This window comes from uncultured Streptococcus sp. (assembly GCF_905372115.1).
GTDB lineage: Bacteria > Bacillota > Bacilli > Lactobacillales > Streptococcaceae > Streptococcus.
Window position 1 is genome coordinate 1 of record NZ_CAJPNR010000051.1, and the last position, 13784, is coordinate 13784.

Annotated in this window: 14 protein-coding genes; 13 read left to right on the plus strand and 1 reads right to left on the minus strand. The window is 45.2% G+C overall.

What is annotated here, in order from left to right; translation table 11 throughout:
* The first annotated feature begins 26 nt into the window (after positions 1-26).
* The 13 genes from rsmH (at position 27) to pepC (ending at position 13616) form a co-directional block, all read left to right on the plus strand.
* Positions 27-977, plus strand: a complete 951-nt coding sequence (gene rsmH / locus QZ169_RS10275) for a 16S rRNA (cytosine(1402)-N(4))-methyltransferase RsmH (RefSeq protein WP_002911280.1) — start codon at positions 27-29, stop codon at positions 975-977.
* Between the two features lie 7 nt (positions 978-984).
* The gene (ftsL, locus tag QZ169_RS10280; protein WP_124765592.1) at positions 985-1308 is read left to right on the plus strand and encodes a cell division protein FtsL; all 324 of its coding nucleotides are present in this window, start codon (positions 985-987) and stop codon (positions 1306-1308) included.
* The gene (pbp2X, locus tag QZ169_RS10285; RefSeq protein WP_295506831.1) at positions 1298-3586 is read left to right on the plus strand and encodes a penicillin-binding protein PBP2X; all 2289 of its coding nucleotides are present in this window, start codon (positions 1298-1300) and stop codon (positions 3584-3586) included. Before ftsL ends, pbp2X begins: the two co-directional genes overlap by 11 nt.
* Position 3587: 1 nt before the next feature.
* A complete protein-coding gene (mraY, locus tag QZ169_RS10290; RefSeq protein WP_295506833.1) occupies positions 3588-4571 on the plus strand; it encodes a phospho-N-acetylmuramoyl-pentapeptide-transferase in 984 nt (327 codons plus the stop codon).
* Between the two features lie 104 nt (positions 4572-4675).
* Positions 4676-6019: a DEAD/DEAH box helicase gene (locus QZ169_RS10295; protein ID WP_295506835.1), complete on the plus strand. Its 1344-nt coding sequence runs from the start codon at positions 4676-4678 to the stop codon at positions 6017-6019.
* Between the two features lie 258 nt (positions 6020-6277).
* A complete protein-coding gene (locus QZ169_RS10300) occupies positions 6278-7087 on the plus strand; it encodes an amino acid ABC transporter permease (protein ID WP_295506837.1) in 810 nt (269 codons plus the stop codon).
* Positions 7087-7830: an amino acid ABC transporter ATP-binding protein gene (locus QZ169_RS10305; RefSeq protein ID WP_295506839.1), complete on the plus strand. Its 744-nt coding sequence runs from the start codon at positions 7087-7089 to the stop codon at positions 7828-7830. The genes QZ169_RS10300 and QZ169_RS10305 overlap by 1 nt, the downstream gene beginning before the upstream one ends.
* A gap of 171 nt (positions 7831-8001) precedes the next feature.
* A complete protein-coding gene (locus QZ169_RS10310) occupies positions 8002-8226 on the plus strand; it encodes a DUF4059 family protein (protein ID WP_002896945.1) in 225 nt (74 codons plus the stop codon).
* A 65-nt stretch (positions 8227-8291) separates the two neighbouring features.
* The gene (trxB, locus tag QZ169_RS10315; protein ID WP_295506840.1) at positions 8292-9206 is read left to right on the plus strand and encodes a thioredoxin-disulfide reductase; all 915 of its coding nucleotides are present in this window, start codon (positions 8292-8294) and stop codon (positions 9204-9206) included.
* 107 nt (positions 9207-9313) lie between these two features.
* Positions 9314-10774, plus strand: coding sequence for a nicotinate phosphoribosyltransferase (locus QZ169_RS10320; RefSeq protein WP_295506842.1), 1461 nt, complete (start codon positions 9314-9316; stop codon positions 10772-10774).
* On the plus strand, positions 10771-11595 hold the full coding sequence (nadE, locus tag QZ169_RS10325) for an ammonia-dependent NAD(+) synthetase (protein WP_295506844.1): 825 nt from the start codon (positions 10771-10773) through the stop codon (positions 11593-11595). The genes QZ169_RS10320 and nadE overlap by 4 nt, the downstream gene beginning before the upstream one ends.
* 47 nt (positions 11596-11642) lie before the next feature.
* A complete protein-coding gene (locus QZ169_RS10330) occupies positions 11643-12203 on the plus strand; it encodes a GNAT family N-acetyltransferase (protein WP_295506846.1) in 561 nt (186 codons plus the stop codon).
* Positions 12204-12281: 78 nt separating this feature from the next.
* Positions 12282-13616: an aminopeptidase C gene (gene pepC, locus QZ169_RS10335; protein ID WP_295506848.1), complete on the plus strand. Its 1335-nt coding sequence runs from the start codon at positions 12282-12284 to the stop codon at positions 13614-13616.
* Positions 13617-13687: 71 nt separating this feature from the next.
* Here the strand turns inward: pepC and QZ169_RS10340 are convergent.
* A partial coding sequence (locus QZ169_RS10340; RefSeq protein WP_153210516.1) for an IS3 family transposase occupies positions 13688-13784 on the minus strand: 97 nt, incomplete at its 5' end.

The following is a 13784-nucleotide window of genomic DNA, read 5'->3' on the forward strand; positions in this document are numbered from 1 at the left end:
TTTGAATGTGATATAATAAGTAAGATATGACAAACGAATTTCATCACATTACGGTTCTTCTTCATGAAACGGTTGACCAGCTGGCTGTTAAGCCTGACGGCATCTATGTCGATGCGACCCTTGGGGGTGCTGGTCACAGCGAATATCTTTTGAGTCAGCTCGGAGATGAGGGGCATCTTTATGCCTTTGATCAGGACCAGACAGCTATTGACAATGCTAAAAAGCGCCTGGCTCCTTATGTAGAGCGGGGGATGGTGACCTTTATCAAGGACAATTTCCGCCACCTCAAGAGCCGTTTGCAAGAAGCTGGTGTGGAAGAAATTGATGGGATTTGTTATGACTTAGGTGTTTCCAGCCCTCAGCTGGATCAGCGTGAGCGTGGTTTTTCCTATAAACAGGATGCGCCTTTGGATATGCGCATGAATCGCGAGGCAGCCTTGACAGCTTTTGAGGTTGTCAATCATTATAGCTATCAGGATTTGGTAAGAATCTTTTTTAAATATGGCGAAGACAAGTTTTCTAAGCAGATTGCTCGCAAGATTGAGCAGGCTAGAAGTATCAAGCCTATTGAAACAACGACAGAACTGGCCGAAATTATCAAGTCGGCTAAGCCAGCTAAGGAGCTGAAGAAGAAAGGGCACCCAGCCAAGCAGATTTTTCAGGCCATTCGGATTGAGGTCAATGATGAGCTGGGAGCGGCGGATGAGTCTATTCAGCAAGCTATTGATTTGCTGGCAGTGGACGGCCGGATTGCGGTCATTACTTTTCATTCGCTGGAAGACCGCCTGACCAAGCAGCTTTTCAAGGAGGCGTCTACAGTGGATGTTCCCAAGGGCTTACCTTTCATCCCAGATGAACTGCAGCCTAAGCTGGAGCTGGTCAGCCGTAAACCAATTTTACCAAGCAAAGAAGAATTAGAAAGCAATAACCGGGCTCATTCCGCCAAGCTGCGCGTGGCCCGTAAGATACACAAGTGAGGAAGAAATGTCAGAAAAAAGACCAAACCCGCTTCAAGATCAGATGAGAAAATTTTCCCGAGTTGAGAAGGCTTTTTACGGATCTATCGTTTTGACGGCCATTATTTTAGCAGTCAGCATCATCTTTATGCAGACCAAGCTATTGCAAGTGGATCGGGATTTGACAGAAGTCAATACACAGATTGAAGCGGAGCAGACAGAGCTAGCCGACATCAAGCAGGAAGTCAATGAACTGACCCGCTATGAAAGACTGTCTCAGTTAGCCAGCTCTCAGGATATGAAACTCCAGAAGGGAAATCGTAAAACAGTGAGTTCAACGGATGAAGAATAGAATTTTTGAAAGAATTAAAAAATACGCCCTGAAAAATAGGCAAACCCCTGAATACAATCGGCGGCAAGTGGGAAAGAGCATGAGCATCTTAGCTATCTTTCTCTTTTTCGTTTTCTTGATTAATTTTGCCATCATTATCGGGACAGATCAGAAGTTCGGGGTTAATCTATCAAAGGGTGCAGAAGTAGTACATCAAAAGACGGTCACAGTCGCTGCCCGGCGGGGAACAATCTATGACCGAAATGGAGTTCCCATTGCAGAGGATGCCACGACCTATAATGTCTATGCCATTATTGACAAGAGTTACAAGTCAGCTACTGGCAAGATTCTCTACGTAGAAGAATCCCAGTATGATAAGGTGGCAGAGATTTTCAATCAATACCTAGAGTTGGATAAGGACTACGTCAAAACTCAGCTGGCTCAGAAAAATCTCAAGCAGGTTTCCTTCGGGGCACAGGGTAATGGCATTACCTACAGTAATATGAATGCTATGCGGGAAGCCTTTGAAGCTGCTGGTATTGAAGGGATTGACTTTACTACCAGTCCTAACCGCAGTTATAATAACGGCGTGTTTGCCTCCCAGTTTATTGGTCTTGCTCAGCTGCAAGAGGATAAGGAAGGTAATAAGACGCTGAAAGGAACTTCTGGCATGGAGCAGGCTCTGGATAGGGTTCTTGCTGGTCAGAATGGGATTGTGACCTACGAAAAAGACCGAAATGGTAATGTTGTGCCTGGGTCAGAAAAGGTCTCTGTACAGGCAGAGGATGGTAAGGATGTCTATACAACGCTGTCGGCTGATTTGCAAACCTACCTAGAAACGCGGATGAACGCCTTTCAGGAAAAGGTTAAAGGCAAGTTTGTCAATGCAACCTTGGTCAGTGCCAAGACCGGTGAAATCCTAGCTACCTCTCAAAGGCCGACCTATAATGCCGATACCAAGGAAGGCTTGAATGAGAAAAATCTGGGCAACTGGAACACCATGCTCTATCAAGGTCAGTATGAGCCTGGATCTACCATGAAGGTTATGACCCTGGCTTCAGCTATTGATAATGGCAGCTTTAATCCTAACGATACCTATGACAGCAGAGAATACAAAGTCATGGATGCGACCATTCGGGACTGGAATGTCAACATGGGGATTTCGGAAGGGGAAACCCTGACCTTTGCCCAAGGATTTACCTATTCCAGTAACGTCGGTATGACCATTCTGGAGCAGAAGATGGGCAATGACAAGTGGCTGGACTACTTGAGTAAGTTTAAGTTTGGCCTGCCGACCCGCTTTGGGATGGGCAATGAAACCTATGGCTCCCTGCCAGGTGATAATTATGTTACGATTGCCATGAGTTCTTTCGGTCAAGGGATTGGTGTGACTCAGGTGCAGATGCTGCGTGCCTTCTCATCTGTAGCCAATGATGGTGTTATGGTAGAGCCTAAGTTTATCAATGCTATCCATGATCCTAAAACCAATACAGCTCGTAAGACAGCGACAGAAATTATCGGAAATCCTGTATCAGAAAAAGCAGCTCAAACCACTCGGGATTATATGGTTCAAGTCGGAACAGACGCCTACCACGGAACCCTGAATGTCGGTGGAGAACCCGTCATTCAAGTGGCTGGTCAGAATGTAGCTGTTAAGTCAGGGACCGCTCAGATTGCTTCTGAAAATGGTTATCTAGAGGGTGAGAACGACTATATCTACTCGGTTGTTGCCATGACGCCAGCAGAAAATCCTGAATTTATCATGTATGTGACAGTTCAGCAGCCTGAGGAAAAATTCCAGCCAATATTCTGGCAGGAAGTGGTCAATCCGGTCTTGGAAGAAGCAGTCGCTCTCAAAGACAGCCTTAATCTGACAACGGAGGCAACTCCAGCTCTTGAAACAGTCACTGAAGAAACCAGCTATAAAATGCCATCCGTAGAAAAACTGACCAAGCAACTAGGTCTGAAAAATCAAATCAGCCCTGGTGGTCTGGCAGATGAATTGCGCCGCAACCTAGTCCAGCCAATTGTACTAGGCACAGGTGGCAAGATTAAAAAAGTATCTGTCAAAGAAGGTAAAAATCTTAAGGCCAATCAACAGGTTTTGATTTTGTCAGATGATTTAGAAAGTCTGCCTGATATGTACGGCTGGACCAAGGCAAATGTCGAACGTTTTGCCAAGTGGCAGGACATTGAAGTCACTTTCAAAGGAGAGGGCTCTAAGGTCGTCAAGCAGAGCGAGAAGACCAATACTTCGCTGAAAAATCTCAAGAAAATAACAATTACAATGGGAGACTAATATGCTTATTGCTCTTATTGCAGGAATCGTAACTTTTATCCTAACTATCATCGGCATTCCTGCCTTTATTCGTTTTTACCATAAGGCTCGTATCACAGGCCAACAGATGCACGAAGATGTCAAGCAGCATCAGGCCAAGGCCGGAACACCAACCATGGGTGGTACTGTCTTTCTCTTGACATCTGTTTTGGCCAGCTTTGTTATTGGTCTGTTTTCGCATCAGCTGTCAAACGGCCTCATCATGATTCTTTTTATCTTGGTCCTGTATGGCGTTGTCGGCTTTTTGGATGATTTCCTTAAGGTGTTTCGTAAGATCAACGAGGGTCTAAATCCCAAGCAGAAATTGTTTCTGCAGCTGGTCGGTGGAGTTGTCTTTTACTTCTTCTATAATCAACACGGGGCTGGCGACCAGCTGAATGTCTTTACCGTTCCTATCCAGCTGGGCTTCCTCTATGTCTTTTTCGTCCTTTTTTGGCTGATTGGCTTCTCCAATGCTGTCAATCTGACGGATGGAATTGATGGTTTGGCCAGCATCTCGGTGGTCATTAGCTTGGTGGCCTATGCTTTGATTTCTGTTGAGCAGAAGCGTTTTGATATTCTGATTGTCATCATTAGCATGATTGGCGGCTTGCTAGGCTTTTTTGTCTTCAACCATAAGCCCGCTAAAATCTTCATGGGGGATGTGGGAAGCCTGGCTTTGGGCGGTATGCTGGCTGCTATCTCCATTTCCCTTCACCAAGAATGGACCCTGCTCTTGATTGGTATCGTCTATGTGTTTGAAACAACCTCTGTCATGATGCAGGTGACCTACTTCAAGCTGACTGGCGGTAAGCGGATTTTCCGGATGACCCCGGTTCATCACCACTTTGAGCTGGGTGGCCTAACTGGCCACGGCAAGGAGTGGAGCGAATGGAAGGTCGATTTCTTCTTCTGGGGAATCGGTATCGTGGGCAGTCTTTTGACCCTAGCTATCCTATATCTATAGCAAGAAGCGAGTCTCTGGCTCGCTTTTCTGCTTCTTAGATTTGAGGGTAAGCAGGATGGTTATTTTTTTGGTATAATAGTTAGGATAATAGAATAGAGGACAAGATGAAATTTACAGAATTTAAGTTTAAAGATTATATTCAGGAAGCGCTCAGGGATCTGAACTTCGTTGAAGCGACTCCAGTCCAAGAGAAGCTGATTCCAGTGGTATTGTCAGGCCGGGATTTGGTTGGCGAGTCTAAGACAGGCTCTGGTAAAACCCACACGTTTTTGCTGCCGATCTTTCAAATGCTGGATGAGGAAGCAGACAGCGTGCAGGCTGTTATTACAGCCCCAAGTCGAGAGCTGGCAGCACAGATTTTTCAGGCGGCTCGGCAGTTAGCTAGCTTTTCTGAAAAGGAGATTCGGGTGGCCAACTATGTCGGTGGGACAGACAAGGCTCGCCAAATTGGGAAGTTAGAGTCCAGTCAGCCTCATATCGTCATCGGAACGCCGGGGCGGATTTATGACTTGGTAGAGTCTGGCGATTTGGCCATTCACAAGGCCAAGACCTTTGTCGTTGACGAGGCAGATATGACACTGGACATGGGCTTTTTGGCGACGGTTGATAAGATTGCAGGCCGGCTGCCAAAAGACCTGCAGTTTCTCGTTTTTTCAGCGACCATTCCACAGAAGCTCCAGCCTTTTTTGAAAAAATACCTGTCTAATCCAGTGATTGAGCAGATTAAGACCAAGACGGTCATTGCGGACACCATTGAAAACTGGCTCCTATCAACCAAGGGTAGAGACAAGAATGCCCAGATTTATCAAATCAGTCAGCTCCTACAGCCTTATCTGGCTATGATTTTCGTTAATACCAAGACGAGGGCAGATGAGCTGCACAGCTATCTGACAGCTCAAGGGCTCAAAGTTGCTAAAATTCATGGCGATATTGCTCCGCGGGAGCGCAAGCGTATCATGAATCAGGTCAAAAATCTGGATTTTGAGTACATTGTCGCTACTGACTTGGCCGCGCGGGGGATTGATATCGAAGGTGTCAGTCATGTTATCAACGATGCCATTCCTCAGGACTTGTCTTTCTTTGTCCATCGGGTAGGCCGCACCGGCCGTAATGGTCTTCCCGGCACAGCCATTACCCTCTACCAGCCGAGTGACGACTCAGATATTCGGGAGTTGGAAAAGATGGGGATTAAGTTCGTTCCCAAGATGATAAAAGATGATGAGTTTCAGGATACCTACGACCGAGACCGTCGGGCCAATCGGGAAAAGAGCCGGGAGAAGCTGGATACGGAAATGCTGGGGCTGGTCAAGAAGAAAAAGAAAAAAATCAAACCAGGCTACAAGAAAAAAATTCAGTGGGCGGTGAACGAGAAGCGCCGCAAGACTAAGCGAGCAGAGAATCGTGCACGTGGTCGAGCAGAGCGTAAGGCTAAGCGTCAAACCTTTTAGTGATATACTTTTCTTATCGCTGTGATAAGAAAAATATATTAGTCTTTGTGAGATAGATATGATAGACTAGTGAAACTAGTCTATTTTTATATTGGGCTTAGTGCGGTCTGTTTGGTATTTGGATACATAATATTTGCACAGACTGCTCATATTTTAATTGTCAAAAAGGCCATAGCTTGCTAGTCCAAGCGGAGCAAATTCTTTGTTTTGTTCCAGAATTGTGTTAAAATATTTCATTATCAAGAAAAGGAAGTAATAATGGTGGTTACAACTTATCTTCTGACAACTGGTTGGTATGAGGAGTTCCTCAAGTTCATTCCAGATGGTAAATTATTTAGTTTAAGGGCTGTTTTTGAGGCTATTCCCGGCATTTTGCAAAATCTGCCAATCACCCTTCTTTTGACGGTGGGTGGTGCAGTCTTTGGTATTCTTCTTGCCATGGTTTTTGCTATCGTCAAGATTAATCGGGTTAAAGTCCTGTATCCGATTCAGGCTTTCTTTGTCAGCTTTCTGAGAGGAACACCTCTGCTGGTCCAGCTCATGCTGACTTATTTTGGGATTCCTTTGTTGCTCAAGGCCATCAACCAGCAGTATGGCACAAGTTTTAATATCAATGATATTCCAGCATCTGTCTTTGCGATTGTTGCCTTTGCTTTCAACGAAGCGGCTTATGCCAGTGAGACCATCCGGGCAGCAATCTTGTCCGTGGATCCGGGAGAAATTGAGGCTGCTCGCAGCTTAGGGATGACCAACAAGCAGGTTTATATGCGTGTCATTATCCCCAATGCAGCAGTAGTGGCGACACCTAGTCTGATTAATTCCCTGATTGGCTTGACCAAGGGAACATCTCTGGCCTTTAGTGCTGGTGTAGTGGAAATTTTTGCCAAGGCGCAGGCTATCGCGGGGGCGGACTACCGTTACTTTGAGCGTTTTATTTCGGTTTCGCTGATTTATTGGGCAGTCAATATTCTCATTGAGCAACTTGGCCGCTGGATCGAAAAGATGATGGATATCAAGCAGCCGGATAAATTTGAATCGCTTCAGCAAGCAGAAGGAGAAGGAATCTGATGATTAATATTTCACATTTAAGTAAGACTTTTTCAGGTCAAAAGGTTCTGGATGATCTCAGTTTGGACATTCAAAAAGGCGAAGTGGTAGCTTTGATTGGCTCTTCTGGTGCTGGGAAATCAACCTTCCTCCGCAGCCTCAACTATCTGGAACAGCCAGATAGCGGAAAGATTGCTATCGACGGCTTCAAAGTGGATTTTTCAAGGATTTCCAAAGATGAGATTTTGCTGCTGCGTCGCAAGCTAGCTATGGTCTTTCAGCAGTTTAATCTCTTTTCCCGCCGGACAGCTCTGGAAAATGTTAAGGAAGGTCTGCTGGTAGTTAAGAAACTGTCAGACCAAGAAGCGACTAAGATAGCCAAGGAAGAGTTAGCAAAGGTTGGCTTGTCAGACCGAGAAAATCACTATCCTAGACATTTGTCAGGCGGTCAGAAGCAGCGGGTAGCCTTAGCAAGGGCTTTGGCTATGAATCCAGATGTTCTTTTGCTAGACGAGCCGACCTCAGCCTTGGATCCCGAGTTGGTCGGAGAAGTAGAGAAATCAATCGCTGATGCAGCTAAGTCTGGCCAGACCATGATTCTGGTCAGTCATGATATGTCCTTTGTCGCTCAGGTGGCCGATAGAGTGCTCTTTTTGGACAAGGGGAAAATCATAGAGTCTGGAACACCAGATGAGATTATCCATCATCCAAAGGAAGAAAGAACCAAGGAATTTTTTGCTAGTTACAAACGGACCTATATTTGATATAATAGAGACAGTGAAGGCTCAGTTGGCTAGACCAGCTGAGTTTGTTTTCAGTCTCAGCATGCAGTGGAGCAGGCTTTCTTGTCTAGTGGGTGTTTTATGCTGACAGCTAGATTTGGAGTTGTTCCCATTCTTTGCACTATGAGGCTGATTGACCTTTGAGGAGTTGACATGTTAGATCAAATATTTGCACTTTATATCGAGAGCTTGATTTATACTGCAGTCGGTGTAGGGATTATTGCGGGTTTATGGATTGGACTGCGGATGATTCGCCGCAAGGACAAGACAGCCAAGGAGCGCCAGAGCCATCTGTACGATGTCCTTTTGATTGTCATTATGACGATTCCAGTCCTGTCTTTTGCGACGCTGGGCCTGCTCATTGTCCTAAAAGCTTAAATGCTTGTAAAACTGTAGAAAAGTTGTTAGAATAATTCTAGTTACAACAAGGAGAAAGAAGAGTTATGTACGATACAATTATTATTGGAGCTGGGCCCGCTGGCATGACAGCTGCCCTCTATGCAGCCCGCAGCAATCTAAAAGTTGCCCTGCTGGAGCGTGGTATTCCTGGTGGTCAGATGAACAATACTGCTGACATTGAAAACTATCCAGGCTATGCCAATATCAGTGGTCCTGAGCTAGCAGAGAAAATGTTTGAGCCTCTTGAGAATCTAGGTGTTGAACATCTATTTGGCCTAGTAGAAAAAATTGAAGATAGAGGCGATTTTAAGGAAATCATCACAGAGGATGAGCGTTTTGAAACTAAAACAGTCATCATTGCTTCTGGTGCCAATCATCGTCATCTGGGGGTTCCTGGCGAGGAAGACTACAACAGCCGCGGGGTTTCTTACTGTGCGGTCTGTGATGGTGCCTTCTTCCGTGATGAAGACCTATTGGTTGTCGGTGGAGGCGACTCGGCGGTAGAGGAAGCTATTTTCCTGACGCGCTTTGCAAAAAGTGTGACCATTGTTCACCGTCGCGATGAGCTGCGTGCACAAAAAGTTCTGCAGGATCGCGCCTTTGCCAACGAAAAGATTCGCTTTGTCTGGGATTCAGTAGTGGAAAGTATCCATGGTGATGAGCGTAAGGTGACTGGTGTAACCTTCAAGAATGTCAAGACAGGTGAGCTTAGTCAGGCAGATTTTGGTGGCATCTTTATCTATGTTGGCCTGGATCCAGTTAGTGAATTTGCTGCGGACTTGGGTATCACTGATGAGGCTGGCTGGATTCTGACGGATCATCAGATGAAGACTTCAGTAGCCGGTATTTACGCTATTGGTGATGTTCGCCAGAAAGACCTGCGCCAGATTACGACGGCTGTTGGCGATGGTGCCATTGCCAGTCAGGAAGCCTACAAATATCTTACAGAGCAAGCATAAAAATATAAGCTAAGCAAGTATGTCTATTCAAGTGAATTGACAGGATTTGCTTAGCTTTTTTGGAATTATGATATAATAAAAGGTATCTAGCGTAAAGGAGCAAGAAGATGTACCCAGATGATAGTTTAACTCTGCACACTGATTTGTACCAAATCAACATGATGCAGGTTTATTTCAAGCAAAATATTCACAACAAGCATGCAGTTTTTGAAGTTTTTTTCCGTAAAAATCCTTTTAATAACGGCTACGCAGTTTTTGCGGGCTTGGAAAGAATTATTTCCTATCTCAATAATCTGACATTCAGCCAGAGTGATTTAGATTATTTGCAATCCTTGGGCTATCATGGAGAGTTTTTGGATTATTTGCGGAATCTCAAGATGAGCCTGACAGTAAGATCTGTTCAGGAAGGTGATTTGGTTTTTGCCAATGAGCCAATCGTGCAGGTGGAAGGTCCATTAGCTCAGTGTCAGCTTGTTGAGACTGCTCTGCTCAATATCGTTAATTTTCAGACGCTGATTGCTACCAAGGCAGCTCGTATCCGCTCTGTCATCGAAGATGAGCCTCTGATGGAGTTCGGTACGCGCCGGGCCCAGGAAATGGATGCTGCTATATGGGGGACTAGGGCAGCGGTGATTGGTGGAGCTAACGGAACCAGTAATGTCCGAGCTGGCAAGCTCTTTGATATTCCAGTCTTGGGAACGCATGCTCATGCTCTCGTTCAAGTCTATGGAAATGATTATGAAGCCTTTAAAGCTTACGCTGAGACTCATCATAACTGTGTTTTCCTAGTAGATACCTATGATACATTGCGTCTAGGTGTTCCGGCAGCCATTCGGGTGGCGCGTGAGCTAGGGGATAAGATTAAGTTTTTGGGTGTCCGCATTGATTCGGGAGACCTTGCCTATATTTCTAAGAAAGTTCGGCAGCAATTAGATGAAGCTGGCTTCCCTGATGCTAAGATTTATGCGTCCAATGATCTGGATGAAAATACCATTCTCAACTTGAAAATGCAAAAGGCTAAGATTGATGTCTGGGGCGTGGGAACCAAGCTCATTACGGCCTATGACCAGCCGGCTTTAGGAGCAGTTTATAAGATTGTTGCTATTGAAGATGAGACTGGAGAATTGCGCAATACCATCAAGCTGTCCAATAATGCTGAAAAAGTTTCTACTCCAGGCAAGAAGCAGGTTTGGCGCATTACCAGCCGTGAAAAAGGGAAGTCTGAGGGTGACTACATTACCTATGATGGCCTTGATGTCAATGGCTTGGAAGAGCTGGAAATGTTCCATCCAACCTATACCTACATTAATAAGACAGTTAAGGATTTTGATGCTGTACCGCTTTTGGTGGAGATTTTCCAAGAAGGGAATTTGGTCTATAATCAGCTGAGCCTGACCGAAATTCAAGCCTATGCCCGTAAGGAATTTGATAAACTCTGGGATGAGTACAAGCGGGTTCTCAATCCACAGGATTATCCAGTTGACCTGGCTAGAGATATTTGGCAGGATAAGATGGATTTGATTGACCAGATGCGCAAGAAAGCCTACCAGACAGGAGCAGAAGAATGAGCCTACAAGAAGAAATTATCGCTCAACTGGGCGTCAAACCAGTGATTGACCCGGAGGAAGAAATCCGCAAGTCAGTGGACTTTCTTAAGGCCTATCTGAGAAAGCACCCTTTTTTGAAAAGTTATGTTCTGGGAATTTCTGGCGGTCAGGATTCAACCTTGGCTGGCCGCTTAGCTCAGCTGGCTGTAGAGGAAATGCGAGCTGAGACTGGAGATGATGGCTATCGCTTTATTGCTGTCCGTCTGCCTTACGGTGTTCAGGCAGATGAAGACGATGCGCAAAAGGCTCTGGCTTTTATCCAGCCTGATGTCAGTCTGACAGTTAATATCAAGGAATCTGCTGATGCCATGACAAGGGCTGTAGAGGCAACGGGTGCCAAAGTCTCTGATTTTAACAAGGGCAATATCAAGGCCCGCAGCCGTATGATTGCCCAGTATGCTTTGGCTGGTTCATACAGTGGGGCTGTCATTGGGACGGATCATGCAGCAGAAAATGTCACGGCCTTTTTCACCAAGTTTGGGGATGGCGGAGCAGATATCTTACCGCTTTACCGTCTCAATAAGCGGCAAGGCAAGCAGCTTTTGGCCGCCTTAGGAGCGGATCCGGTTCTCTATGAAAAGGTGCCGACAGCTGACTTGGAAGAAGAAAAACCTGGGATTGCGGATGAAGTTGCTCTGGGCGTGACCTACAATGAAATTGACGACTACCTCGAAGGCAAGTCCGTTTCAGCCCAAGCTCAAGAAACTATCGAGTCTTGGTGGCATAAAGGCCAGCACAAACGGCATTTGCCGATTACGATTTTTGACGAATTTTGGAAGTGAAAATCTCTATCGAATCTTTTTAGTCTGAGCCAAGAAATGAGGAAGCTATGAAAAAGATAGGTACACAGTTCATTGAAACCAAACGTCTTTTACTAAGACCTTTTCTGGAATCGGATGCTCAAGCTATGTATGACAACTGGGCTTCTCGTCCGGATAATTTGCTGAATGTGACCTGGGATGCTCACGAGAGTCCTGAAGTCACCAAACAGTCTATTGCTCGCTGGGTTGAGAATTATCAAAACATGGATTTTTACAAGTGGGCCATCTGCCTGAAAGAAAATCCTGAACATGTGCTTGGTGATATTAGTGTGGTGGACATGGATGAGGCAGTCAATGCTTGCGAGGTCGGTTATATTTTAAGTAAAGACTATTGGGGGCAGGGGCTGATGACAGAAGCTTTGAAAGCTGTTTTAATCTATCTCTTGCAAGGTGCAGGTTTCAATCGTGTCACAGCAAGATTTGTAACAGCCAATCCAGCTTCTGGGCGTGTCATGGCCAAAGCTGGCATGAGCTACGAAGGCACTTTCCGTCAGGCTGTATTTCATAAAGGACAAGTCAAAGATTTTTCCGTCTATGGCATCCTAAAATCTGATTTAGAAAAAGGCTAGGACTCTTTTGTCTAGCCTTTTTACTTGCACTCCTTTTTTAAAGTTCTATAATAGATGTATAATGACAAGGAGGATTCTATGAAGTCGTTAGAACAAGATTTTACAGATAAGTTGTATGCTGCTTATGAAGCTAATCCTAAGTTTGTAGCAATGGAAAATGCCATCAGCCACAATGGCCTCTTGACATCCTTGGAGAAGCGAAGCAGTGCTGTGGAAAACACGCCAGTCTTTTCACTGGATCTCACTAAGGATAAGGTTAGCGACCAGAAAGCGTCTGGGCGCTGTTGGATGTTTGCAGCTCTTAATACCTTCCGCCACAAGATGATTGCTGGTTTCCAATTGGAAGATTTTGAACTATCTCAGGCCCACACCTTCTTTTGGGATAAATATGAAAAATCCAACTGGTTCTTAGAGCAGGTGCTGGCAACCGCTGACCAAGAATTGACTAGTCGCAAGGTTAAGTTTCTCTTAGATACGCCTCAGCAGGATGGCGGTCAATGGGATATGGTTGTTTCTCTTTTTGAAAAATATGGCGTCGTACCCAAGTCCGTCTATCCAGAGTCAATTTCTTCCAGCAACAGCCGTGAGCTCAATCAGATTCTCAATAAACTCCTGCGTCAAGATGCGCAGATTTTGCGAGAATTAAGAGCGGAAGGGGCAGAATCGTCAGAACTTCAGGCCAAGAAAGAAGAACTTCTTCAGGAAGTCTTTAACTTCCTAGCTATGAATTTAGGCTTGCCGCCTCGCCATTTTGACTTTTCTTATCGCGATAAGGACAATCATTTCCATAGTGAGAGCGGCTTGACACCTTTGACTTTCTATCAAAAATATGTCGATCTTAAGCTAGATGACTATGTCTCTATCATCAATGCACCGACTGCAGACAAGCCTTATGGTAGGTCCTATACAGTTGAGATGCTGGGCAATGTCGTTGGCAGCAAGCCAGTCCGTTATTTGAATGTTGAAATGGATCGACTAAAAGAGCTGGCTATTGCGCAAATGCAGGCTGGTGAGACTGTTTGGTTTGGCTCTGATGTTGGTCAGTCTAGCAATCGCAAGGCAGGTGTTATGGCAGAAGGGATACACGATTTCACTGCTAGCATGGATATTCGACTAACTCAGGACAAGGCAGGTCGCTTGGACTATAGCGAAAGCCTCATGACCCACGCCATGGTCTTGACAGGAGTGGACTTGGATGAAAATGGCAAGGCTAAGAAATGGAAGGTCGAAAACTCCTGGGGTGAAAAGGTTGGTAACAAGGGCTATTTCGTAGCCTCTGACGCTTGGATGGATGAATATACCTATCAAATCGTCGTTCGTAAAGAGTTTTTGACAGCTGCAGAATTAGCAGCATATGAAGCGGAGCTACTTGTGCTAGCACCATGGGATCCCATGGGTGCTTTGGCAAAGTAAGCTTTGATGAGAGAATAAGAAAAGAGTAAGAATGAAGAATTTGTACTGACCCCAAAAAGTTAGACAATTAATTATTGAAAGGATTTAGTTCTGTATTGCACAGGGCTAAGTCCTTTTAGTTTGACCTTAATTCGTTTATTGTTATAGTAATCAATATAGTCTACAATA